The sequence below is a fragment of the Anoxybacillus sp. FSL W8-0382 genome, assembly GCF_038003845.1.
GTDB lineage: Bacteria > Bacillota > Bacilli > Bacillales > Anoxybacillaceae > Anoxybacillus > Anoxybacillus flavithermus_G.
In genome coordinates this window covers 1,258,419-1,282,687 of sequence record NZ_JBBOPX010000001.1, presented here as the reverse complement: position 1 = coordinate 1,282,687, position 24,269 = coordinate 1,258,419, and the positions used below count along the sequence as shown (strand labels likewise).

Here is a 24,269-nt window from a genome sequence, read left to right as displayed (position 1 = left end):
ACTCGTGGTGCTAGTTGACCGCTAGCGCTCAACTAGCACCACAGGTCAATTATAATATAGGCATGTACATACGACGAGTCACACGCAAAAACAAAGATGGAACGATCATGGCCTATCTCCAGCCTGCTCACAACGAATTGGAACCCGAAGTCCAAATATGCGAAAGCGAAGGTGATGGATTCGTTCGGGCACGAAGACGAGGTGGATCGCGCTGTCTTGGGGCGTTTGGCCAAAAGTTGCGATTCCTTTCCCCTGACTCATGAATCATATCCGAAAGTAAGAGAAGAGTGTGAGCGTCTCATGCTTGGACATTTTTCTTCCAAAAACAGAGACTTTTCTCAACGAATCGAACTGACGGACAAACAGACTCAACTCTTTGCGGCTCTAGGGCTGAAACTTCCTCCGAAGATTCTATGCATCCATCCTCGCACCTAGATACACGCCCGAAGTATGCCCAAATGCCTCTCGTCCCTTTTGTATCAACGGATGAGAGACATTTGGTTTGCCTAGTCACTGTCGAACTCAGGCATGACAATCAAAACAAAAAGAAAACCACCTCTTTTATAAGGTGGTCTTTGGTTCACGCCGGATATATTTTTCTTTCAGGTTCAAAGCTTTCACAAAAGTTTCAACTGATCTCGTCACAGTAGCAGGTCCGATTGTCCTTTGTGTTCTTCTAAATGTTTGAAGATCTCTTGCACCATATACTCCAATGCTTGCTTCTGGTGTTTTAGAACGAATGTATTTGTAGGCTATTTTAGCCTCTTTTGTTGACGGTAATTCCAGAATAACCGACTTATCATCCGCAGCAGAAATAATATAAACTTTGCTCATTTTTCATTTCCCCCACTTATTACGTGAATTATACCCGACTGATACCTAACTTTACCCATTTTAATATTGGTCAACGTCATCAATATCTTCATCGTTTTCATCTAAATATTTGTTTGAAAATGCTTGTTCATAAATATAGTCTACATATGACTTAATTGCAACTTCATCGCTATTAGGAAATCTTGGAACACTTTCAAGCCACTTACTCAAATCCAACGCATATTGATTTAATTGATCATTATCCATTTTGTATATTTGTTCACTACCGTCGCATAAATGATGTCTGAATTTTCAGTTTTATTTTTTCTGGACTTTAGAGAAAAAACGAAAACACCTAAGCGAGGGTAGTATACATCCATTTTTTTACTATAACCTATGACTTGTGCAACAACGACTGGCAAACCTTTATGGGACGCTGTTTCCTTCGATTTTTCGTAACCAAATGTGAGCGGATTTCCACAAAGAAGCCTTCAAATAGCGACTAATTTGTAAGTAACTGCGTTCGCTATTCGTGTTCAACTGAGCTAAAACATTCAGACAGTACACTATCATGGCTACGTACACTTGATTATGTACAGCTTGTTCACTGTGACCAAAAAACTTTTTAATGTTCAGATGTTGTTTCATCCATTTGAAAAAAAGTTCGATTGCCCAACGTGATTGGTAGATTTCTGCAATTTCATCTGCGTCAATGTCAAACCGATTTGTCAGTAAATGAAGCTTATTTCCTTTTGTATCTTGCAATTTGAGTAAGCGAAACACGTTTTCAGAACGATTTTGTGGTGTTCCAATGACAACCATTTCATCAGAGAATACGGGTGAATCTTCTGGTAACGAAAAGGATTCTAACACTCGGACAACAGCGTTTTTACGCAAACGGGTCACAAAGAAATAGCCATCTTCCGTCATTTGATCAAAGCGCCTATAATCCAAGTAACCACGATCAAACACGTACATGCATTCTTTGTCATCCACGAATACTTCTAGTTGACCACGATCATGTTCGTTGGCATTCGTGAGTACGGCTTTATCTGGATAGGAGAGTCCTTTTTCCATAAAAACAAGTCGTAAGTGAAGCTTTACTCCTGATTTTGTCTTTCGAAACTCTGCCCACTTATGATTGGTCAAATTAAGCGGTAATGTACTCGAATCAATGATTTTCAAAGGCGTTGTCACTTTTCTTCTTGTTTGGAAATTGGTTTTCCGATGAATTTGTGCCACTAAATCGAGAAAAATCGTTTGAAAGAACTCAGTTGGGATGGTATTGATTCGTCTCCCTAACTGTGAAAAACTAATCGATTCCAATCCCGTTGCTCGTTGTAATTCTTCTAAAAAGACAGCGTCACTCAACGCCCGTAAACTCTCGGTTTCATGGAGTTGGGCATACAAAAGCAGTTTCATAAATGAAGCCATATAAAGTTTCTTGGTATAGTGATTTAATTGATGTGTTTTCACTAGGTCGTCAAATAATGGACGATTAATCGGTGAAAACCATTGTTCAAATGATGTTTTTCGTGTAAACTTATCCATGGTTTTGTCCTTTGTATTGGATTTGGATGGTTTACTACCACCCAACCATTATAAAGGATTTTTTTGTGTTTGGATTATATTTCAGAAAATTCGGTTTATTTAAAGGTGTTAAATTATTTTAATGCGACACTAGTGATATTTGTTCATGTAAATATTCATTCAATAATGCATGTGTTCTTGTCCAAAATTGAATTTCAATAGGGAAAACATAATTATTTGGTCTTATATAAACGTGAATAGCTTTATACCCATCATCATAAGTTTTCCCTAATGTTTGATCAACAATGTTGCATGCATCTTGTCCATACGGACAACATGTTACAAATTCATGAACTATCTGTTTCAACTCTGCAGTCTCTGCTTTAATAATAAATCGTATTCCTAAAATGTCGTTTGCAATTTTGTAGAGCTGTTTTGTCAATTGATTACGTTCTAATTTCAGCTTTATTGATACAGGATCCTTCTGAACCTCCCGATGGCTAAAGCCACGGGGTTCTTGTGTACAAAAGGGTTTCTCGTACACCTGTGTGTAGAACTCACCCTTGTTCCACAAGACTTTCATGGGCAAACACCTTACTGGTGCTTATCGCCCTGTGCGCCCGGTTCAAGACGCTTTTTATCATTTAAATTCCCATACTACTTACGACACATGAATGAAGACGAAGTCGTTTGATTTCTTCATCATGCAGTCGAATAAATTGATCCCATCTCTCTAAACATTTTTGTCTATCTATTTCTTTTCGATTGTCTTTCACATTCATGATTAAAAATGCGCTGTATAAATCTCGTTGCACTCTATGTCCGTCTACTTCGTGCCATCGTTGGGAAAGTGTTTTCTTGTTGTACTCATCGTTTTGGTGGTCGTATTGACTTGCCTTGACGCGAAATGTGTCGATGTACTGAAGGGAATAGCCTTCATATTGCAGTTTTTGATTCAGTATGTTTAAAAACAAACTTGGTGCACGATTCGCAATACTTTTTCCAAATCGTTTTTTCTTTTTGTATTTTCCGTTGGCATCGACTTTTGTTTCTTTTGCCTTTGCTTGAAGTGCTCTGAAATTCATTTTTTCTACTTGGATATGATGACCTAATGCGATGATCCAATTGGCAAGCCGTTGATGATCTTGTTTCCGTTTATCTGCTATTTTTCTTTGTAATTCTGCTAACTGATTTCTCGTTTTGAGATAATTTTTACTCCAAACCCATTTTTCCTTGTTGTCTTTTTTTATTGTCCCATCTTCATTGTATTTGTGCGGATTATTCGCCCGTCTTTGACGATCCAATTTTCGTCGAAGAACTCGCTTTTGCTTTTCTATGTTTTCGATGCTCGGCGCAAGAATGAGCAACTTGACATTATTCATCGAGCAAATAGCGACGGTTTGTGTTCCTATGTCGATACCAACATCGCCTCGCCCTATTGGATGTTTTATTTCTCCTGTTTGGCGGTTTATTTTCTTTGGTGGCACACCTCCAAGAGTGAGTTGAAGAAAATACTTGATTTTTCCTCTAATTCGTCTACGGACGATGCGACAATATTTTATACGGTCTTGTAGAGCCAGATGTGCATATATGTCGTTTGGGTGAATTATAACAGGAATAGATAAACCATTCCAAAGCAAATGTTTGTTTTTGAAACGGATGCCTGTGCTATTTGTTTTTCCTTCTAATGAATCCATATCGTTGTATTTCTTAAAAGACACTTTTTTTGCATTACCAAAGATGAGTTTTTCCATTGCTATCCATGCTCTCGTAGCGATTTTTTGTGCGGTGTGTGAGTCGATGTGTTTCTTGAAATGGTGTTGCATTGGCTTAACAAAATCGTGCATAGCGTATTCATTGATTCCGTACTGACGATATAACTCATTTAGCAAGTTGTTTCTTTCTTTTGATTTTGGTTGTTGGGCTAGATGACGATACTGCTTATCATGTTGTAATTTTTTATGCCGTTTCAGCAATTCGCCCAAACAAGCGTTGTATATTTTTCTGCCAATTTCAAAACGTTTCTCTAATATGTGCGCCTGCCATAGTTCTGTTTTGAGTTTCAACGTCAGCACGTAACTTTTGGTTTTTGTTTTCGCCAACGACACCACTTCCTTTATACGTTCTTTTGGTTTTCGATGTATTGTTTAACCGCTTCTTCTGAAATATGGCCGACAGTACAACAAAAATAACTTCGTGTCCATAGCGACGGTAGTCTGCTTTTTAACGAAGGATATTTCTCCCTTAATATTCGACTGCTTTTCCTTTTAAACGCTTGTATAATTTTGTGCAAATGTTGACGAGGGTCAAAAGAAATGAACAAATGAACATGATCAGGCATAATTTCCATTGCTTTGATTTGTACATCATGTTCTTTGGCAACTTCTTCAAAAATTCTTTTTAAATCTCGTTCAATATCTCCAACTAACACTTTTCTACGGTATTTTGGACAAAACACAATATGATATTGATTGAGATAAACAATCCCTTTTTTATCGGTGTATTTTTCGTTTTCCAAAAACAATCACCTCTATACTAAATATACCATAAACAATAGATAAAATAAACACATCTAATAAATTTATCAAAAAAAAATACGCAATTCATCCCCGTGTCTAAAGACAGGGGCTTTCTTGCGCTTCCCCCGTAAAGTCAATTTCAGGAATATGTTTAATTAATTCAACGATTTTATCTGGATATTCTGCTGTATTTAAATAATACTCTTCTACCTTATTTTTTAGTTCCTCAAAAAGTTCTTCGTCAAAACCTTTGTATCTGCGAGAAGTCTTGATTTCCGGCCCATGTTCAATAATTTTTTCTATAATTCCCCAAATTCCTTCATACGGCAACATAAAATTTCCCCTGCCAGATAAAAAATCTTAACTACTAATAGCATAACGTGATTAACGTATGTTGTAAATTATCATTACAGGGAGAGAGTCCTTTTTGCATCTTTTTTGCTCATCCCCCTTCTGTTCAAGGAACCCTCCCCTTGAAACATATGGAAGAGGATTTAGCGCCCTCCCACAAACATTTTACTCATACTCTTTTTATATTTTCCCTTTCGATGCTAGTTTTGTCCAGCTTGCACCGTTATTTTTCGTCATGAAAATATCCCCGTTCATCGTCGCAATTACTATTTCGTTGTCATTTGCTGGATTAAAAGTGATATACATGATATGATCTTTTTCATCCAATGCAGGAACGGAAAGAACTTCTTCTTGTTTTGTGTCTAGTGATTGTTTGATGAGGATCGGCTTATCGTTCTCTACAGCTGCAAATACAATGGATTTTTCTTGGAACGCAAACGTCGTCGTATTGATTTTTCGCGTGAACCGTTCAAACGTATTCCCATTATCTCTTGAAACAAAAATTCCTTCCGATGTACTAATTCCAACCATATTTTCATCCGTTGGGTGGGCAGCAATCGTTCCCGCTGCTGTTTGCGGCAAGCCGTTCAATTGACTTGGCGACCACGTTTTGCCGTCGTCTTTACTGTAAAATACCCCTTGTCCGAGCGTTTTGTTTTCTTCTTGGTTCACCACATAAATGGTATGGCTTTTATAGCCAACGGTCATATAATGAAAATCAGATTCTTTATAAAATCCTAAATTCATCAATGTTTGTCCATTATCAAAACTTTTCACAAGACCAAGTGGATTTCCTAAAGATGAACCTTCTTCCGGATGCCCTGATGAGTAAAAGCCGTCGTCTGTAGCTGAAAAGCCCATATAATCGTGTTTATTCGAAATCGTTTCATACCACTTATTATTTTGGTAAACAAGTAAACCTTCATGTGTAGCAAAGTAAATCGCATTTTGGTTGCCTGCATAACCAATTCCATGTAAATGTTCGAACTTTCCTTCTTTCTTTTCTTTAAAGAAAGGATTATTTGTAACAGATGTGTTGGATTTTGCTTGTTCTTTGCTCGTAATAAAGGACTGTTCTTTTTCATTGGATGATGAACAAGCGCTTAGAAGAAGAATGGATGATGTAATGATGATCGCTTTCGTCATTTTTGTCATGATTGATTCTCCTTTGTATAAACGTAGATTTTGTATATGCAAGATGTAATGGGGCGTTTACGTCTTGTTCTGAACAACTTTTTTCCAAGTAAAGATAAATAAAAAAACAGCAAAAACAGTCGATATCACTTTCCCTTGCCATGTCCAATTCATCACTTGATACACCGAATATGCCTCTAACAAAAGTGCTGGCAGCTTTCCGAGCGAGCTGGCGGCTGTAAAAAGGAGAAGCGATATGCGCCCAATAGCGGCAACGAACGTGACAATTCCTGATGGAACAAATGGCAGAAGACGCAACGATAAAACGAGCAAAAACGCTTCTTTTCCTTCTGCCGCAAGCAAACGTTTGACTTTCGGATAGGAAAACCATTTCGTTTCCGAAAGTTTCCGAAAACCTTTTCGATACAACAGAAACGATACAATCGCGCCAACCGCTTCCCCTACAAACGATAAAAAGGTGCCTTTCCAAAAACCGAATACCGCCAAGTTAGCCGCAGTAAGAAAGACGCTCGGGACAACGCCTAAAATACTGATCCCGATATTAATGGCAATGCTGATGAGAAAAGCGATCGATGGATACGTATGAAATAAAGCAATTACTTGCTCTTCCATTTATATCCTACACCCCAAACGGTCTGCAAACATTCATCGATCGGAAAACCGGCTTGGCGGAGCTTTTCGCGAATATTTTTCACATGTGAATCGACAGTTCGTTCTTCCGTATTGGCGTTATATCCCCATAATGTCACGATGATCTGTTCTCGGCTAAATACTTGGTTTGGATGTGTGAGAAAAAGACCTAAAATGGCAAACTCTTTTGGTGTGAGAAAAATATCGTGCCCATCGTATTGAACTTTATGCTGCGCTTCATCCCAAACTAAGCCGTTAAACTCGAGTTTCGTTTGTTTTCCGACCGAACGGCGCAATACCGCCTCAATCCGAGCGAGCAATTCGGATTCGTCAAACGGTTTTGTAATATAATCATCCGCGCCAATTTTTAGTCCTTGCACAACATCTGTCGTTGCATCCCGTGCAGTAACCATAATGATCGGAACGTTTGAAAACTCCCGTATTTGTTTGCACGTTTCCCATCCGTCCATCTCTGGCATCATTACATCCAGCAACACAAGGTCCGCTTTATTATTTTCTAAATAGCGGATCGCCGCTACTCCCGACTCGCATGTCACACAACGGTACCCGTTCGGGATCAAATACAACTCTAGTAAATCCAACATTCGTTTTTCGTCATCCACTAGTAATATCGTGTACATGTTCATCTCCCTTCGGTAACGTAATAATCATCGTCGTCCCTTTTCTACAGTGGCTTGTTGCATAAACCAAACCGCCGTGCGCTTCGACAATTTCTTTCACAATCGCCAGACCTAACCCTGTGCCCCCGCCTGTTCGCGACCGTGATTTATCGACTCGGTAAAATCGTTCAAAAATATGCGGCAAATCTGCTTCAGGAATTCCTATTCCTTCATCTGAAATAGCGATCATCACATTATTTTTCTCCATTCTCCCATCAATGGAAACGGTAGAGCCTTGATGCGAATATTTTAACGCATTGTCTAAAAGGTTGATCATCACTTGTTCAAAACGCTGTCGATCAATATGGACAGTAATGTCTTCATCACAGCGGTAGACAAGCGACATATTTTTCGCCTGAAACGCGGGATACATTTTCACGTATACTTTTTTTAAAAAAAGGCAAAGCGGAGTTGGCTCTTTCTCGATTTGAAACGAATGTTGATCCATTTTCGCAAGCTCAAACAAGTCTTTCACTAATTTTTGCATATGCTCTGCTTCCTCATAAATAATGGACAAATATTTTGCTCGTTCTTCCTCGGCGATGTTCGGTCTGCGCGCAATGTCGGCATCCTTTCACATAAGTAAGCGGAGTGCGCAACTCGTGTGAAATACTCGCTAAAAATTCATTTCGTTCTTTCTTTAAATATTCCAAATCGGTCGCAAGGGTTTGAATCGCTTTTCCGAGCTGTGCTAACTCATCTTCTCCTTTTACTTGCACACGAACTGAAAAGTCCCCCTTGCTTAGTTTCTCAGTCGCTTGTTTCATTCGAACGAGCGGAATCGTAATCACCCTCGATAAGAAAAAAATCGTCAAAATCGTCAAAAAGACAGAAAGAATGCCGACAACGAGAAAATGGTGTTTTAATTTGGCAATCATGTTTTGAATGGAAGCCGTCCGCTGAAACATATAGACATGTCCTTTTGTTTTGCCGTCCATCCGAATCGGGCTGGCGGTGGCGATATACGATTCATTTTTCCAGTTGCTTTGCACGACCATTCCGCTATGTGGAATGTGGCGGACATCCACAGACGGAATAAGTTTTTTCGCAAACGGCAAAATATGATCAGAAAAATACAACACATTCCCTTTCGCATCGGTAATGACGACATCCGTTTCCGCTTCCGACTCCATCATGACGACATGTTCTAACGTGGAAGGGTGATAGCTTTTTTCCAATACATCCCGGTGATTGTTTCCTCTTGCCAGCAACTGCTCAAATTCTTCATTAATCCTCGCGTTCACAAGTGTCACGTATAACGACGCAAATAATACCGTTTCGATTCCTAGTACAAAGACAAAAAACAATAGCCCTAACTTAAACGAAAGTTTTCGCACAAAAATTCCTTCCTTACTGGCGTTTTTCTTCATTATAGCAAAAAAAATATGGAGAAAATGTGGAGGAACGACATGCGCTTGTGGAGTTGAGACAGCGGACTGCACGATATCTAACCCGATCAACAAAAAAGTAACCAGCTTCTTCCGTTAGTTTTTAGGGAAGTGGTTACTTCTTTCGGTTTATTTTATATAGTGATAATCAATGTCCACATTCCAATGATGCCTATTCCTTAAGTAACTGATTTAGCTTCTTATCGAACGTATATACCTGGTACCCCTTCACTTTATTATAGGCGTATAAAAGAGTATCAACAAAGTCTAGCCGTCTTTCTCTAAAGAGAATGAGCGCCTCTTCTAATATTTCCATATCATCCACGTCGATATTATCGTACTTAAACAGCTCTAAAAGAGTATCACATATCTCGTCATTTTTTACTCTGTACACTTTTTCAAGAACATAAACAACTTCAACTACTATCTCATTCGGCAATAACACCTTGTTATTTTCAATAATCATTGCTGCTTTCGCTGACAAATCATCATGATCATTAAGCAAATATCTTAGAACAATGTTTGCATCAACGATTTTCATATTGATCCACCACGTTTTTAGACCAAGCATCGCTTTCTTGATTTTGCAAAACCTCATTTTTGTACTTTGATAGAGCTCCCCTCAAGCTCTTTTTTTTCCCTTGTTCTATATCTTCTTGATCTGTATAAGGAAGGATAATAATCTCTACTTTCCTATTCTTTAATCCTTCAGGTATATCTATAAACTTTTCCAAATCATTACTGTGTTTTATTACTCGTACAAAATCCATGCTTTTTCACTCCTTTCAATTAAGGCGGGGCTTATTAAACATATTATACCATTTCACTATGTACGATAACATAAAAATTCGCTTTAATTCTGACAATTCCCCCTACTTCTAAGAACCTTCTCCTCACACCAATATCCTCTCCTTGCTCTTTTTCATCCGATCATTTTTATGACGCCATCCACGTTCTTTTGAATGCGGCGGCCGCCTTCATCGTATTGGTACGCCACAAACGGCGTGCTTTCGCCTTTTCGGGTGATAGCGACAAGCTTATACATTCATTCATACGCATAGAAAGGAGTTTCGCGTGGCGAAGACGTGTGAAGTCTTAGGCGTTTCAAGAAGTGGATACTATGCATGGGTCAAACGACCAGAAAGTCAACAAAAGAAAAGACAGGAAGCATTGAAAAAGCAAATCAAAACGATTCATATCGAGTCAAGAGAAACGTATGGCAGTCCAAAATCTTGACATAATACCAAAGATATACAAAAACAGTTTAACGAAGCGATCAGCAAATATGTATAAATCGCCCACGACAAAGGTGGGCGATTCGTTTTATTCCTCACCCCAAATATCTTGCAACGTCCATGCCTCAACAGAAAGCACCGTCAAAATTCCACCCTCTGCGAACAATTTAATCCCTTGACTCGTTTCAGACGGATAAATCCTCCCTGTCATGACAAGCCGGCCGCCGTTGACAAATAGTTCAACAGAAGAACGGTCAATAAAGACATGGAACGTGACGACGTCTTCTTGCTTATCCAATACGGCACGGCGAATGCCGCCCTCTCCTTTTCCGGACCGGTTTCGGTCAAACGTCACGATCGAGTCTTTCACATCATAGCGGAAGATCGTTTCTTCACTTCCATCACTCGAACAGCGCACTTTGACACCAAATGCATTCCCACGAAAATCGGTTAACGAAAAGCGGACGAGCAACTCTAAACGGTCGTCTTTCACAGGTAACGTATATGTACCTTCTCGAATTGAAATCGATTCCATCCGCACGTGACCTTCGCGTAGTAACTGCAATTCCGGCACCGGCTTCATCAACAGTTTCTCATCATCCGCTAATTCCAAAAGACGAGGGATCGTCAACGCCCCTGCCCAACCATGTGCTTGCGTCGGCATAAAAGACTCCCACATATCCATCCAGCCGAACAAAATGCGTCGTCCTTTTTCATCTTCGAACGTTTGAGCGGCATAAAAATCAAATCCTTTATCCAACTCTTCAAACGCTCCGTGCGCTAGTTTTCCTGTTTCATAATCAAGCGTTCCGACAACGTAGCCCGTTTGATGGAGATTTTGAAAACGATCACCATCTGGTTCGATTCCTTGTGGGGAAAACAGCAATATATCTTTTCCATTCAAATGAAAGACGTCCGGGCACTCCCACATATATCCTAAGCTACCATCGCTCTGTGCAAGGATGTTGACATATTCCCATTGACGCAGATCTTTCGACTTATATAAAACGACTTTTCCGTTATTCCCCTCTCTTGTCCCAAGCACCATATACCAGTCGTCGCCACGCTTCCACACTTTCGGATCGCGAATATGCCCTTGGCAGTCAAATGGTGGCTCGGAAAGCACAGGATTGGACGCGTCTTTTTCAAAATGGATGCCATCTTTGCTTGTTGCAATACATTGATGTTGTTTCAGTTCCGTTTGTTCCTCATTTAGCCAAACGTTTCCTGTGTAAATGAGTGTCAGGACACCATTATTATTGACTGCGCTTCCAGAGAAACAACCGCCTTCGTCGTACCACTCACTCGGTGCAAGCGCAATCGGTGCACGCTCCCAATGTACGAGGTCTTTACTTTTCACATGCCCCCAATGCATCGGCCCCCACTTTGGACTGTCGGGATGGAACTGATAAAATAGTAACTATTCACTCCGATAGTAGTATGTAAAGAAGCGCAACACAAATAGGGCATCCCCGTAATAGAAAATGCCCTAAGTGGTAGAAAGAACGCGATCAAGCGTGTCACCCGTCAACAGAAGACATAACGAATCCCACACGTTTTTTTCGTGTTTCGTCAGTGTGGAAACGATGCTTCTTGTGATACAAAAAGACTGGGCGAATGTTTCTACGCGAAACGTACCCGAAATGTTCTCTTTGACTTTAACCATGCGAAGATCGCGTTCGGCTTGGTTGTTGTCAAAGGGAACATGTACTTCACGTAAGAAACGCAACGCTTCTTCCTTTCGTTTCTGAAGCCGTCGAACAAAAGCGAGTGCTTTTTTCGGAAGAGGTGTCATCGTTTCCAATCGATGTTGTGCTCTTTCTAGGATGCGATCATACACTCGTTCCCACCGTCTCGCTTCTTCTTCGGAAAGTGCACCGTGATGGGCTTCGACGGCTTGCTTGGCGGCTAACAGAAACGTGGTCATGCGCATCGCCCACGTATGCCCTTGTTCGATGAATCCTTTTAACTCACGCAAATGGTGGGCATGACAAAGGGCATGGGTGGCATGTGTGTATTTCGGATACGTACCGAACCCATCGTGCATCATCGTCCCTTTGTATTGTGGAAGAATCCCGATCTCATCCGTTGCTTTCTTTCCACGAGAAGCGTGAGAAGCCAAGTATGTATATCTCGATGTACACGCGACATGCACCCATGCGAGTTTCCCATTGATGCGCAAACTCGTTTCATCGACATGCAGGATGTTGGATTCAAGTAAGGCGTCTTCGATGATGTCCATATTTGATTCCAGCGCTTCGCGTCCTCGTTTCACCATATTGGCAAGGGTTCCTGTACTAATCGAGTGTTGATATAACGCTTCGATTGTATCACTTAAACGCTTGTACGGGATCAATTGGATATGATGTAAATAAACAACGAGCGCAGTAAGGCGTGGACCGTATTGCACATGATTCGTGACATGGGATGGGAATTCGGCTTGTTGCACGCATCGACAATGCGGACACGATTTCACTTCACGTTCATGTTGTGTCACCTCGATCGCCACAGGAGGGACATCAAACACTTGACGGATATCGACTTTGAACGGTTTGACGTCACGCAAAGAAACCCCACATCCTTGACACGTATGCACACGGTGGACGACACGATGATGTGGATGTTCCACTTGACGGAGCGTCGTTCCTTGATGTCCTTCTTGTCCGCCTGGCTTGTTGCCAGATGGTTGACGAGAAGAACGTGTGTTGGCAAAACGGTCAGAAGATGGGGGCAAATGGCTATTGGAGCTGTTTTTTTTCGTGCGTGCTTCCAGCTCTTGAACACGGTACTTCAGTTGTTCATTTTCTTTGCGTAGCTGTTTGTTTTCTTTCAACAGTTGCTCAATGACTTGTTGTTGGTGAGTAATGAGCTGCTTTTGTTGTTGGACTTTGCTGATTAAGCTTTCAACTGTAAATACAGCTTGTTGTACCGTCAACATGCGATTCACCTCCTTGTCTATCAATATTCACATCATGGACAGGAAAAGCAAAAAATATTCAGCTCACTTTATGATGTGGCTGAATAGTTACATAAAATACATGGTACTCTCCATTCCATTGAATCAATCCGTTTGGATCATTCATCCAGTTTACCGGCGTCATAATATGGTATGCTAAGCGATACGTGCTGTCCATTTTTTCTTTTGCACGCTGTACTCTTGTTTCTGCTTCGTTTATAAGTTTCGTATGTTTAGACATACATGAGCCCCTTTCCATATTTCACTTCATATTCTCCAACAAAACGCGAAAAAAATTTTTTATTCAAACACAATTCCATTTCGTTTCATCCATTGTTCTGTATGGTGCACCGCGATACCAGAAAAACTTTTTGTTCGGGCGTAATGTTTTTGGACAATAGCAAGTTGCTCGTTCATGTATGCCTCATCTTCTTCAAAAGTGGAAACGTCATCTCCTTCACCGACTTGTCCCGTTTCTACGCCGACGACAACTTGTTTTCCGTATTTTTTAGCTAATCGCATTTCTTTTTCCACAATGTTAATGATCGCATCAGCCCGATCGCGATAAGCCATGATCGTTACGCCATCCACATGAGCAATAACCCATTCCGCGAGCGTTTTATCCCTATGTTTTACTTCGTCAAACCAAAATGGGATATCCACCTCGAACCGCAACGATCGCTCATTCGCTAGTTGACGGGCGCGCTGTAAAACAGATTGGTACGAGACGATCGCCTTCTCGCGATTCGTACGCCACCATACGTGCAAGTACGGTTCAACGTCTAAATGTACGCCGCTAAACTTTTCATTTGGCTGAGCGTCATTTTCATATTGATCTAGCCGTTGAAATAGGCGCTCCAACGCTTCTTCATGTTCAATCCAATTTGGGGCTCCATCGAGCGCATAAACTCGAATGCCCTTCTCATTTGCACGACGAATAAATTGCCGGTACGCATCTATTGGAACTTCTTTGTCAATTTGCACATATACGTCGCTTATTCGCTTGTTTTCTAAAAACGAAAGGACGCGGTCTTCATCTTGAATGAATAACCATGGATTCCAAAGCCACGTCGCCCGCACTGTTTCATTTCCTTGCGCTAACAAATAACCGCCCCCCACGATCGCTGTGAAAACGATAATAATTGTCACAAATGTTTTCATATACTCTTCACTCCCATCGTGCGTTATTTTTATTGTACTACGTCTTTCGAGAAAAAGAGAATGGCAAAACAACTTTTTTCACATGATATACTGTAGTTGAGCAATTTTCGTTACAATAATTACCATTTAAAAAGAGACAAACAGGGTACCCCTTATGCCACGTGGAGCTGTTTTTTCACGGTATCAATGGGAATATTTTGTTTTGCTGCACGATAAATGAACTCCACGAGGCTATGTCCTTTTCTCTTGCGCAGGAGATCGAGCCCATCCGAAAAATCACTGTTAGACTCGAACATGCTGTACACATACGCAAGTTGCACCAAGATCCAATACCGTTTCACCGCCCGACGCCCGCGAACGCGGTATCCATCGAGTTTCAGCTGGTCTTTCGCTTGACGGAAAAAACATTCGATCGACCAACGTGCAGCATAGTAGCGCAAGATCTCTTCATCGCTTAGCTCGCGATCGGTGCTCAAGACGCAATGAAGATGTTTCGGCGTCATCGGCTGATCGGCTTTCCATGCGAGCAGCACCACGGCATCCTTGAGACCGTTCAGAGCGCCTTCGTAGCGATACACCCGATAACGCTCTTTTCCCACCGTGACGAGGCGGGTATCCCGTGGCTCCATAGATTTGGCAAATTCTTTTGCTTGAATGGCCGTCCCTTTTGGATAGAGAATCCGATTCGTCTTCAGCATCGCGATGACGTGGAACCCTTTTTTTAAGCAGGCTCCCACGAGGGTTTTCGATGGATACCAAGAGTCCATGAGCACATAAACGGGTCGACTCACATCCAACGAAGAAAGCATCTCGATCGCGAGTTCCCCTTTGCTTTTCCCCACCGTCTTGTCGTAGAGGCGAAAGGCAAAAGGAAACGCTTGGGTCATCGTATGAACCATGAGCCAAACGAGAGAATGTCCCCAGATCGACTTTTTCTCTGCGTGAGAATAGTGCCAATCACACCCTTGAATGGCGTGTGTTGCCCGTGACGAGGGCTTCGTTTTTTGGCAAATCGTATCATCGATCGAAACAAAAATGGGTTGATTCTCTCGTTTCGAGCTGCGTTCGACACGATGAAGCACCCACTGTTGGAGTTTGCGAAGCAGCGTCTCTTCCTCCCATGGGCTTTTCGTGAAAAAATGGCTCAGTGTCGTGCGATGGTTCGGATGAAAACTCCCATGATGTAGATCGGTCAGCGTTCCCGAAAAGCCCTTTGTAATCATCGCATCCACGATATGAACGAGATGCTTCATGACAGGTTTCGAGAAATAAAGGGCCAACCCCAACATCGTCAAAAACTTGTGGATTCCTTGGTGATGTGCTAATCTATTCATGAGACATGAACCTCCTTGTGAATGGTTTGTTGGCACATCTATTCTAACCAAGGAATCGGGTTCATGTCTTCTTTTTTGTTTGGTTGTAAATTTATGTTAGTAAATTTGCTCATCTACAGATGATATATATAAAAAAGTGGGGATGAACATGAACGTATTTTCGTTGCTTTTGTCTTTAGTTCTAGTCGCTGCAACTCCAGTACAACGTATACATGACGATATTGTTTGGCACGTTCCCGTCAATGAAAAAATGGTTGCGATTACGTTTGATGACGGCCCAGATATGTTATATACACCTGACATTTTAGCGATTTTAAAACAATACGATGCAAAGGCGACTTTTTTCGTCGTCGGATTTCGTGCTGAAAAATATCCCGACATCATTAAACGACAAATAGAGGAAGGGCATGAAATTGCCAATCATACGTACGAACATCGCGATTTTCGTGGCCAATCAAAAGAAACGATTGTGGAAGAAATACAAAAAACAGAAGAAGTATTGTACAACATCACAGGAAAGCGCCCGACATTATTTCGTCCACCGCTTGGGTATTACAATCAACGCATCTTGAACATCGCAAAAGAACAAGGATATACGGTCGTCATGTGGTCGAAGCATCAAGATACATACGATTGGCAAAACCCCGGAACGAATCGAATCGTCCGCCGCGTCATTCGCCACATTCAGCCTGGACAAATTATTTTGTTTCACGACCATGGAAGCGGTAGCCGAAAACAGACGGTACAAGCATTGAAAGAAATTTTACCGATTTTAAAACAGAAAGGGTATACGTTTGTTACTGTTTCTGAACTGTTAAAGCATCATCCAAATTATCGTGACTTGAATTTATAGCGTCGTATAAGCATATGTTTTGCTTTTTCACAGAAACAGGCTAATAATAAAATAGATAAATATTGGAAAGGGGTAGAGCGATGAAACATTTACAAGATGGGGCAACGTTACATAACGGCGTTCGCATGCCGTGGCTCGGATTAGGGGTTTACAAGGTAGAAGAAGGAGACGAAGTGAGACGAGCTGTTCGAACGGCGCTAGAAGTGGGCTATCGCCATGTAGACACCGCCGCGTTTTATCAAAATGAAGAAGGAGTCGGACAAGCGATTCGCGAATCTGGCATCCCTCGCGACCAAATTTTTGTCACTACAAAAGTGTGGAACTCCGATCAAGGATATGAATCGACGTTGAAAGCGTTCGACACAAGCTTAAAAAAGCTCGGTTTTGATTATATTGATTTGTACTTAGTCCATTGGCCAGTGAAAGGGAAATATAAAGAAACGTATAAAGCGCTTGAAAAATTGTATAAAGATGGGTTTGTTCGGGCGATTGGGGTAAGCAACTTCCAAACTCACCATTTGGAAGATGTTCTCGCCGACTGTGAAATTAAGCCGATGGTAAACCAAGTCGAATTCCATCCCCGCTTAACACAAAAACCGCTTCTTGAATTTTGTAAACAGCATCATATCCAATTAGAAGCTTGGTCACCGCTCATGCGCGGCGGCGAACTGTTGAACGAGCCAACACTTGTCAACATTGCGAAAAAGTATGACAAGACGCCGGCTCAAGTCATTTTACGATGGGACTTACAACATGAAGTTGTCACAATTCCAAAATCCGTCACACCTGAACGCATCGCGCAAAATGCAAACATTTTTGACTTTACGTTAACGAAAGAAGAAATGGATGCGATCGATGCATTAAACGAAAACCGCCGCATCGGTCCAGATCCAGATAACTTTGATTTTTAATTGTACATCATCCCAAACCACGCTCGCGTTAAGCGAACACGGTTTGGGATTCCCCTTTTTCCCTCATGCGCTCTGGTATATATACGCAAAACGGTTCACGAAACTTACGCAAGGAAGCCCCTGCCTTTAGGCACGGGGAGGAATTGCACCTTACGCAAGTTCCGCCACCCCCTTTCCATAAGCATATCCGTCAAATCGCTGAATGACTTGGACATATCTATAATTTATTCCTTGTGCGATACGCTTTCCGTCCTTACCTTTAATATCGAAACTTCCAGTCTTTCTACATGCGACTTCGCCAAACCAAACGCCTTGATATTTCCCTTTTGGTACGTTGGCTTTAACCATGTCCCCTGTTTGAAAACCAAAGAAATATTTTTGTCTTGCAAGATAACCTCTTGGGAAGCCATATCTATCTTGGTTTGTACGAGAGCGACTACCACGCCCTTTTGCCTTGATAAATAACACTTCTTTTGTTTTGAAATATAAGTGATTTGTTGTGCTTTCGCCTACACAACAAGCGTCAAAATAATGTGTTTTCGGCAAGTCTAAACGAATACGATTCATTTTTGTTCGTGCACCTGTTCCACACTCGACATCTAATCCTGTCTGCTTTAACACTTCATACGCTTTCCATCTTGTCGAGTTGATAGCACTTGTATCCTTTAATGATTCTTTGACTTGCTTTTGAATGTGCGGATACCCGAATTCTTCTGCTGTCTTACTTCCTTTGCGCTGATTACAGTCATGACAGGCAAGACATAGGTTATCCACTCGGTCTGTTCCACCTCTCGATTTTGGAATGATATGCTCCACTTCAAGTGGAACATTTTCTTTTCCGCAATAACAACACTTCCGCCCAAACTTTTCAAGCAAATACTCCCGTACTTCATATCCTTGTAGCGTGCCTTGTTGATACTCTACACCATTGATTTCAGGATTTCGCATGAGTTGCGTGTCGAATTTGGCATTTTCGTATGATATATACCCAATGGGGCATAACTTCTTTAGGCGGTTAACCCATGTTTGGATATTTTGCACACGACTCTCTAGTGATGACGGCAACCACCCCTCCTTTCGCTTGCGGTTCAGAAAGCGTGGTTTTCTGTATCTTGTTTTTCGATTTCGTCTTGCTCGACGAAAAGCACGCCTTTTATCTATTCTTTCCTTGATGTCTGTGCGATGGTCAAGTTGCCCTAACCATACCACTTCTTGTCCTCGCAAAATCGCTAATCCTGTATGCCTGCTTCCATAGTCGATTTTTAGCCGATATGTTGCTTTAATTTCTGATTCGTCTACTGATTTTTTCAAGATGATGGTAAATGGAAATCGCCTGTAAATCGCCGCCTTCCCTTGTTTCAACAGCTTTCTTGCAACTGCTTCGTGACAAGGAGCAAGCGGACGTTTGTTTGTGTCTAACACAAAAACCATAGGGTTCTCCCCTTTCCTCTGCATAAAGCAGGTCATATTCTCCTCGACCATGTTATAGATGCTTGTTATGTGCAAGACACTAGCGCTACCCACCACGCTTGTTTAACCTTGCACGACAGAGGAACGGGCTGGAGAAGCACCCGAACGTGTCATGACATCTATAACGTAGGCTCTGTTTCAAGCCTTGGTCTGGTCAACATGGGGCTTACAAGCCCATGACTTTAGTCATTGGGTTGTTGACTTTCCATATAACCGCCCGTCACATTCATTATAGACTGATTATCCAGCACTACGTTCGTGCGTTTTTGACGATTTTTTAACATAAAAAAATCTCCACAAGCCATCGTGGAGATTTAAGCAAAATACAAAATATAAATGACCGCTGCAAGCACAATACGGTAAATGGCAAATGGAACGAGGCGAACACGATTAATTAAACGTAAGAAAAAGCGAATAGTAATTAACGCAAAAATAAACGCGCTAATAAAACCAACAACGAAAAATGGTAGCGCATCAAACGTGATGTACTGCCAGTTCTTCAATAACGAAATGGCGCTTGCTCCTGCCATAATTGGCACCGCCATAATAAATGTAAAATCAGCTGCAGCACGATGGCTCATGCCAACAAGTACGCCACCTGAAATGGTCGAACCTGAACGCGAAAACCCAGGCCAAAGCGATAAACATTGAACAAGACCGACAATAAACGCCTGCTTATACGTAATGTCATCTACAGTTTGTGCTACTGTTCGTTTTCCGAAACGATCCGCTGCGATCATCAACAAAGCTCCAAGCACGAGCCCAATGAGCACCGTTTTTGTGGAAAATAAATGTTCATCAATATAGTCTTCAAATAAAACCCCCAACACTCCAGCAGGAAAAAGACCAACGAAAATGTGCATCAGCGTCAAGCGTGGTCCTTTTCTCACTTCACCTTTTCGTAAATAAAGCAACTCAAAAAATTTATCTTTAAACACAACAACAGCAGCTAAAACTGAACCGAGCTGGATGACGACTTTAAACGTATTCGCCCCATATTTTCCTAAAAATTCGCTCGATTTTAGCCACATATCATCAACAATAATCATATGACCTGTCGATGAAACAGGTGCAAACTCTGTCGCTCCCTCCACTAGCCCTAAAATAAGCGCTTTAATTAGCTCTATGATATGCATGTATGTCCATCCTTTCTTGTTTGGTTAAATATGTATAATCCCTTACAGGCGCCTACTCTATTGTACTACAAACATTTTCATTGTACTACTTACATGCGAAAATTACTTAAAACAAGAAAAAAACGGCCACGCACAATAGTGCACATGGCCGTCTTTGTTTTATTTAATCCGATATTTACGCACATATGGGATAACCCATCGATCAATCCCAAACTTTCCTGCATTCGCTCCTGCAACAAGAATAAAAAATAATTATATAACAGATATTGATTTTTTAAATCTGTTATAATACAATGTAACTAACAAAAGAAATGTGCGAAAGGGGTTTTGTTTATGGATATGTATACAAAAGCTTACCAAAGATACGTTGAAAAATGTCGTGAGTTCGGCATTGAAGCAATTGATTTAATCGAATTTATTCGCAATTTGACAACTGAACAAGTCCAACATATGATCCAGAGTTAAAGATTGGAGTGAAACGATGAACGGAGATACAGATGTAAACGTATAAATCCCCCATTTTATTCTGTAAACAGAATGAAATGGGGGATTTTTATAATTTTTTTGATAAAAGTATTTTTATACTTTAATATTAAATATTAATTTAGTATAATTCTAATGTAATAATTATTATCACTTCATTGTGTATACAACTGAGAGACAATTCATTTTATTTATATGCTAGAAAGGGGAATAAAAGAGTGGAAAACAAAAACGAACACGTATCCAAATGCCCATTCCATGGGAGCGTGACAAGTCACGCTTCAAACAAAACAACAAACAAAGACTGGTGACCAAATCAACTAAACTTAAACATCCTTCATCAACATGACCGAAAAACGAACCCACATGACGAAACGTTCGATTATGCGGAAGAGTTTCAAAAGCTTGTTTATTTCTCATAAATAACGACTCCGTCACGCTTAATTTGCTGTGCGATTTCTTTGTTCAACGAGTCAGCAAACAACACATCGAACGAATAAATACCGACGATTTCATCAATCGCATCGATGACTTTCCACTTTTGCTTTCCTGTATAATCAATGCATAGGTCAATGTCAGAGTTATAGCGTGCCATCCCTTTCGCGCGCGAGCCGAATAAAATAACTCGTCGGATCTCTTCTTCACTTTGAAAATATGCCATTAAGCGTTCAAATACGGTTTGGTTAATTCCATATGTTGTCACGATCAATCACGAAACTTACGCAAGGAAGCCCCTGCCTTTAGGCACGGGGAGGAATTGCACCTTACGCAAGTTTCGCCACCCCCTTTCCATAAGCATATCCGTCAAATCGCTGAATGACTTGGACATGTCTATAATTTATTCCTTGTGCGATACGCTTTCCGTCCTTGCCTTTAATATCGAAACTTCCAGTCTTTCTACATGCGACTTCGCCAAACCAAACGCCTTGATATTTCCCTCTTGGGACAACAGCCTTAACCATGTCCCCTGTTTGAAAACCAAAGAAGAATTTTTGTCTTGCAAGATAACCTCTTGGGAAGCCATATCTATCCTGAAAACAAAATTTGGCAAAAAACAACCCCCACCTAGCCTTTGGAATATAATTTCCAAAGGAAGGTATTAAAGTTTATATATGGTTTAATTCCCTTATGCACCCACTTTTTCTAACTTCACTTCGTACCCTAACCCCTCTAATTTCTTCACCGTTTGACGCACGATCTTTGCTTCCCGTTGACGATCCCAATAGTCTGCCCCTAATTCTTTATACGGTTCCTTCCGAGTTAACAGGTAATAGATGATTTCTAATATCGTTCGTCCAACTGCCATACTCGCTCGATTCGCCCCTCTTCTTGCGGCTATGCGGTGATATTTCGCGGATAAATACGTATCCTTCTTTCTCGCGGCGGCACGGGCACATTCTACTAAACACGCTCTCAGCTTCTTGTTCCCTTTCCTCGTTCGGCTTGATAACCGTTTCCCCGCACTCTCGTAGTTTCCTGGTGCCATGCCTGCCCACGATGCCAGATGGCTCGCTGATGCAAAGCGACTCATATCGGTTCCGATTTCCGCCAAAATTTGTTCCGCACTTTGCCGCCCGACTCCCGGAATCGTATCTAAGAGCTCCAGCGCTTCTTCAAAAGGGCGCGTTCTCTCCTCGATCTCCTGATCTAATCGCGCAATCGCTTCATCTAGGTATTCCACATGCCGCCATTGTTCGGCTAACATCATCCGTTGATGAGGGCCGATTACCCCGTGTAATGCGCGCTGGAGTTCTTTCACTTTTTGTTTCAATTTCCCTTTTGCGAGCTGAGCGATGACCATCGGATCGTTTTTCCCTTCGATCAACGCACGAATCATTTTTCGTGCCGATGCCCCATTGATATCGGAAACAACGGACGACAACTTGATGTTCGCTCCTTCCAATACTTTTTGAATCCGATTCAATTCCCGCGCTCTTTCTTCGATCAAACTGCGACGATATCGAACGAGTTCTCGCAGTTCTCGTTGGGCTCGGTCCGGAATATAACTTCCTTTCAACAATCCATGGCGAAGCAAGTTGGCGATCCACTCGGCATCCTTCATATCCGTCTTCCGTCCAGGAACCGCTTTAATATGCCGGGCATTGACGACAAGCGTTTCGATTTGTTCGAGTTCGAGCAAATTGTACAACGGTTTCCAGTACACGCTTGTCGATTCCATCGCCACGTGCGTCACCCCTTTTTCTTTCAACCAGTTCACAAACTCCAGCAATTCATCGGTCATGGTACCGAATGTTCGTATTTCTTTTCCTTCAGGGGTGATGGTACAAGCGGTAATGGATTTTTTATGCACGTCTACTCCACAACAACGTTCATATAATACCTTCATCGCTTTCCCTCCCTGCTTCATTTCATCTTCAGCTGGTGCAGTAGCCTATGACGAAGCATTCTATCCTGCGTGCTTCCCAACTCGGGAGCGACATTCCGTGGTGCACCAGGCTACTGGGGTCCGTCTATCTTTCGGACTCTTGCGTACCATAGATACATCGACCTCATGACCCCAGCTGCAAGGAGATATTTCGACAATATTCGTTTTCATCCTTCCGATGGTGCCGAATTTTTTTCGGCATGGGGGTCTATCTAGGTTTGTACGAGAGCGACTACCACGCCCTTTTGCCTTGATAAATAACACTTCTTTTGTTTTGAAATATAAGTGATTTGTTGTGCTTTCGCCTACACAACAAGCGTCAAAATAATGTGTTTTCGGCAAGTCTAAACGAATACGATTCATTTTTGTTCGTGCACCTGTTCCACACTCGACATCTAATCCTGTCTGCTTTAACACTTCATACGCTTTCCATCTTGTCGAGTTGATAGCACTTGCATCCTTTAATGATTCTTTGACTTGCTTTTGAATGTGCGGATACCCGAATTCTTCTGCTGTCTTACTTCCTTTGCGCTGATTACAGTCATGACAGGCAAGACATAGGTTATCCACTCGGTCTGTTCCACCTCTCGATTTTGGAATGATATGCTCCACTTCAAGTGGAACATTTTCTTTTCCGCAATAACAACACTTCCGCCCAAACTTTTCAAGCAAATACTCCCGTACTTCATATCCTTGTAGCGTGCCTTGTTGATACTCTACACCATTGATTTCAGGATTTCGCATGAGTTGCGTGTCGAATTTGGCATTTTCGTATGATATATACCCAATGGGGCATAACTTCTTTAGGCGGTTAACCCATGTTTGGATATTTTGCACACGACTCTCTAGTGATGACGGCAACCACCCCTCCTTTCGCTTGCGGTTCAGAAAGCGTGGTTTTCTGTATCTTGTTTTTCGATTTCGTCTTGCTCGACGAAAAGCACGCCTTTTATCTATTCTTTCCTTGATGTCTGTGCGATGGTCAAGTTGCCCTAACCATACCACTTCTTGTCCTCGCAAAATCGCTAATCCTGTATGCCTGCTTCCATAGTCGATTTTTAGCCGATATGTTGCTTTAATTTCTGATTCGTCTACTGATTTTTTCAAGATGATGGTAAATGGAAATCGCCTGTAAATCGCTGCCTTCCCTTGTTTCAACAGCTTTCTCGCAACTGCTTCGTGACAAGGAGCAAGCGGACGTTTGTTTGTGTCTAACACAAAAACCATAGGGTTCTCCCCTTTCCTCTGCATAAAGCAGGTCATATTCTCCTCGACCAT

General features: G+C 41.6%; 24 protein-coding genes and 7 pseudogenes. 6 read left to right on the top strand and 25 right to left on the bottom strand.

Features of this window, described 5'->3' with window-relative positions; genetic code table 11:
* Positions 1 to 62: 62 nt before the first annotated feature.
* Positions 63 to 249 (top strand): annotated as a pseudogene (locus NSS60_RS14970) (IS1634 family transposase); the annotation flags it as partial.
* Positions 250 to 561: 312 nt separating this feature from the next.
* Here the strand turns inward: NSS60_RS14970 and NSS60_RS06790 are convergent.
* The 14 genes and pseudogenes from NSS60_RS06790 to NSS60_RS06725 all read right to left on the bottom strand — a co-directional run.
* Complete coding sequence (locus NSS60_RS06790; RefSeq protein ID WP_021095624.1) at positions 562 to 834, bottom strand: hypothetical protein; 273 nt, start codon at positions 832 to 834, stop codon at positions 562 to 564.
* A gap of 60 nt (positions 835 to 894) precedes the next feature.
* Complete coding sequence (locus NSS60_RS06785) at positions 895 to 1,080, bottom strand: hypothetical protein (RefSeq protein ID WP_004890077.1); 186 nt, start codon at positions 1,078 to 1,080, stop codon at positions 895 to 897.
* A 159-nt stretch (positions 1,081 to 1,239) separates the two neighbouring features.
* Positions 1,240 to 2,364, bottom strand: a complete 1,125-nt coding sequence (locus tag NSS60_RS06780) for an IS4 family transposase (RefSeq protein ID WP_064221133.1) — start codon at positions 2,362 to 2,364, stop codon at positions 1,240 to 1,242.
* A gap of 118 nt (positions 2,365 to 2,482) precedes the next feature.
* Positions 2,483 to 2,926, bottom strand: coding sequence for a hypothetical protein (locus NSS60_RS06775; protein ID WP_004890076.1), 444 nt, complete (start codon positions 2,924 to 2,926; stop codon positions 2,483 to 2,485).
* 61 nt (positions 2,927 to 2,987) lie between these two features.
* A complete protein-coding gene (locus NSS60_RS06770; RefSeq protein ID WP_230456178.1) occupies positions 2,988 to 4,451 on the bottom strand; it encodes a transposase in 1,464 nt (487 codons plus the stop codon).
* A gap of 8 nt (positions 4,452 to 4,459) precedes the next feature.
* A complete protein-coding gene (gene tnpA, locus NSS60_RS06765) occupies positions 4,460 to 4,861 on the bottom strand; it encodes an IS200/IS605 family transposase (RefSeq protein WP_004890072.1) in 402 nt (133 codons plus the stop codon).
* Positions 4,862 to 4,958: 97 nt separating this feature from the next.
* Positions 4,959 to 5,195: a hypothetical protein gene (locus NSS60_RS06760; RefSeq protein ID WP_004890070.1), complete on the bottom strand. Its 237-nt coding sequence runs from the start codon at positions 5,193 to 5,195 to the stop codon at positions 4,959 to 4,961.
* A 198-nt stretch (positions 5,196 to 5,393) separates the two neighbouring features.
* Entirely contained in the window at positions 5,394 to 6,368 is a 975-nt protein-coding gene (locus NSS60_RS06755) for a F510_1955 family glycosylhydrolase (RefSeq protein ID WP_004890068.1), read from the bottom strand.
* A gap of 57 nt (positions 6,369 to 6,425) precedes the next feature.
* Positions 6,426 to 6,980, bottom strand: coding sequence for a TVP38/TMEM64 family protein (locus tag NSS60_RS06750; protein WP_004890066.1), 555 nt, complete (start codon positions 6,978 to 6,980; stop codon positions 6,426 to 6,428).
* Positions 6,965 to 7,639: a response regulator transcription factor gene (locus NSS60_RS06745; RefSeq protein WP_035018615.1), complete on the bottom strand. Its 675-nt coding sequence runs from the start codon at positions 7,637 to 7,639 to the stop codon at positions 6,965 to 6,967. Before NSS60_RS06745 ends, NSS60_RS06750 begins: the two co-directional genes overlap by 16 nt.
* Positions 7,614 to 9,015: pseudogene (locus NSS60_RS06740) on the bottom strand (ATP-binding protein). Before NSS60_RS06740 ends, NSS60_RS06745 begins: the two are co-directional and overlap by 26 nt.
* 223 nt (positions 9,016 to 9,238) lie before the next feature.
* A complete protein-coding gene (locus NSS60_RS06735) occupies positions 9,239 to 9,607 on the bottom strand; it encodes a PIN domain-containing protein (RefSeq protein WP_035018613.1) in 369 nt (122 codons plus the stop codon).
* Positions 9,594 to 9,836 carry a hypothetical protein gene (locus NSS60_RS06730; protein ID WP_004890056.1) on the bottom strand — a complete coding sequence of 81 codons (243 nt, stop codon included), beginning with the start codon at positions 9,834 to 9,836 and terminating at the stop codon, positions 9,594 to 9,596. Before NSS60_RS06730 ends, NSS60_RS06735 begins: the two co-directional genes overlap by 14 nt.
* Before the next feature lie 167 nt (positions 9,837 to 10,003).
* A pseudogene (locus NSS60_RS06725) lies at positions 10,004 to 10,105 on the bottom strand (RHS repeat-associated core domain-containing protein); the annotation flags it as partial.
* On the opposite strand from NSS60_RS06725, the pseudogene NSS60_RS06720 reads away from it, so the two are divergent.
* Positions 10,105 to 10,296: pseudogene (locus tag NSS60_RS06720) on the top strand (IS3 family transposase); the annotation flags it as partial. The pseudogenes NSS60_RS06725 and NSS60_RS06720 overlap by 1 nt on opposite strands.
* A gap of 93 nt (positions 10,297 to 10,389) precedes the next feature.
* On the opposite strand, the pseudogene NSS60_RS06715 reads toward NSS60_RS06720, so the two are convergent.
* The 5 genes and pseudogenes from NSS60_RS06715 to NSS60_RS06695 form a co-directional block, all read right to left on the bottom strand.
* Positions 10,390 to 11,706: pseudogene (locus NSS60_RS06715) on the bottom strand (glycoside hydrolase family 32 protein); the annotation flags it as partial.
* 84 nt (positions 11,707 to 11,790) lie between these two features.
* On the bottom strand, positions 11,791 to 13,239 hold the full coding sequence (tnpC, locus tag NSS60_RS06710; protein WP_088223283.1) for an IS66 family transposase: 1,449 nt from the start codon (positions 13,237 to 13,239) through the stop codon (positions 11,791 to 11,793).
* 91 nt (positions 13,240 to 13,330) lie between these two features.
* Positions 13,331 to 13,498, bottom strand: a pseudogene (locus NSS60_RS06705) (glycoside hydrolase family 32 protein); the annotation flags it as partial.
* A 59-nt stretch (positions 13,499 to 13,557) separates the two neighbouring features.
* Complete coding sequence (locus NSS60_RS06700) at positions 13,558 to 14,418, bottom strand: amidase (protein ID WP_339174325.1); 861 nt, start codon at positions 14,416 to 14,418, stop codon at positions 13,558 to 13,560.
* Between the two features lie 152 nt (positions 14,419 to 14,570).
* The gene (locus NSS60_RS06695; RefSeq protein ID WP_088223189.1) at positions 14,571 to 15,752 is read right to left on the bottom strand and encodes an IS701 family transposase; all 1,182 of its coding nucleotides are present in this window, start codon (positions 15,750 to 15,752) and stop codon (positions 14,571 to 14,573) included.
* A gap of 148 nt (positions 15,753 to 15,900) precedes the next feature.
* Here NSS60_RS06695 and NSS60_RS06690 point away from each other — a divergent pair, with 148 nt between their 5' ends.
* On the top strand, positions 15,901 to 16,605 hold the full coding sequence (locus NSS60_RS06690) for a polysaccharide deacetylase family protein (RefSeq protein WP_035019183.1): 705 nt from the start codon (positions 15,901 to 15,903) through the stop codon (positions 16,603 to 16,605).
* A gap of 80 nt (positions 16,606 to 16,685) precedes the next feature.
* Positions 16,686 to 17,516 carry an aldo/keto reductase gene (locus NSS60_RS06685; RefSeq protein ID WP_004890037.1) on the top strand — a complete coding sequence of 277 codons (831 nt, stop codon included), beginning with the start codon at positions 16,686 to 16,688 and terminating at the stop codon, positions 17,514 to 17,516.
* Between the two features lie 150 nt (positions 17,517 to 17,666).
* On the opposite strand, the gene iscB (NSS60_RS06680) is transcribed toward NSS60_RS06685, so the two are convergent.
* Positions 17,667 to 18,947, bottom strand: coding sequence for an RNA-guided endonuclease IscB (iscB, locus tag NSS60_RS06680; RefSeq protein WP_340720757.1), 1,281 nt, complete (start codon positions 18,945 to 18,947; stop codon positions 17,667 to 17,669).
* Between the two features lie 353 nt (positions 18,948 to 19,300).
* A complete protein-coding gene (locus NSS60_RS06675; RefSeq protein ID WP_004890033.1) occupies positions 19,301 to 20,122 on the bottom strand; it encodes an undecaprenyl-diphosphate phosphatase in 822 nt (273 codons plus the stop codon).
* A 333-nt stretch (positions 20,123 to 20,455) separates the two neighbouring features.
* On the opposite strand from NSS60_RS06675, the gene NSS60_RS06670 reads away from it, so the two are divergent.
* A complete protein-coding gene (locus NSS60_RS06670) occupies positions 20,456 to 20,587 on the top strand; it encodes a hypothetical protein (RefSeq protein ID WP_006319602.1) in 132 nt (43 codons plus the stop codon).
* 236 nt (positions 20,588 to 20,823) lie between these two features.
* Positions 20,824 to 21,024 (top strand): annotated as a pseudogene (locus NSS60_RS06665) (hypothetical protein); the annotation flags it as partial.
* Here NSS60_RS06665 and NSS60_RS06660 read toward each other — a convergent pair.
* The 4 genes from NSS60_RS06660 to iscB (NSS60_RS06645) form a co-directional block, all read right to left on the bottom strand.
* Entirely contained in the window at positions 21,015 to 21,308 is a 294-nt protein-coding gene (locus NSS60_RS06660) for a nucleotidyltransferase domain-containing protein (RefSeq protein ID WP_192949410.1), read from the bottom strand. The pseudogene NSS60_RS06665 and the gene NSS60_RS06660 sit on opposite strands and share 10 nt — an antisense overlap.
* Before the next feature lie 61 nt (positions 21,309 to 21,369).
* Positions 21,370 to 21,567: a hypothetical protein gene (locus tag NSS60_RS06655; protein WP_340720756.1), complete on the bottom strand. Its 198-nt coding sequence runs from the start codon at positions 21,565 to 21,567 to the stop codon at positions 21,370 to 21,372.
* A gap of 164 nt (positions 21,568 to 21,731) precedes the next feature.
* Positions 21,732 to 22,952 (bottom strand): IS110 family transposase, encoded by a 1,221-nt coding sequence (locus tag NSS60_RS06650; RefSeq protein ID WP_340720755.1) that lies wholly within the window; start codon positions 22,950 to 22,952, stop codon positions 21,732 to 21,734.
* A 60-nt stretch (positions 22,953 to 23,012) separates the two neighbouring features.
* Entirely contained in the window at positions 23,013 to 24,218 is a 1,206-nt protein-coding gene (iscB, locus tag NSS60_RS06645; protein WP_340720754.1) for an RNA-guided endonuclease IscB, read from the bottom strand.
* Positions 24,219 to 24,269 lie beyond the last annotated feature (51 nt).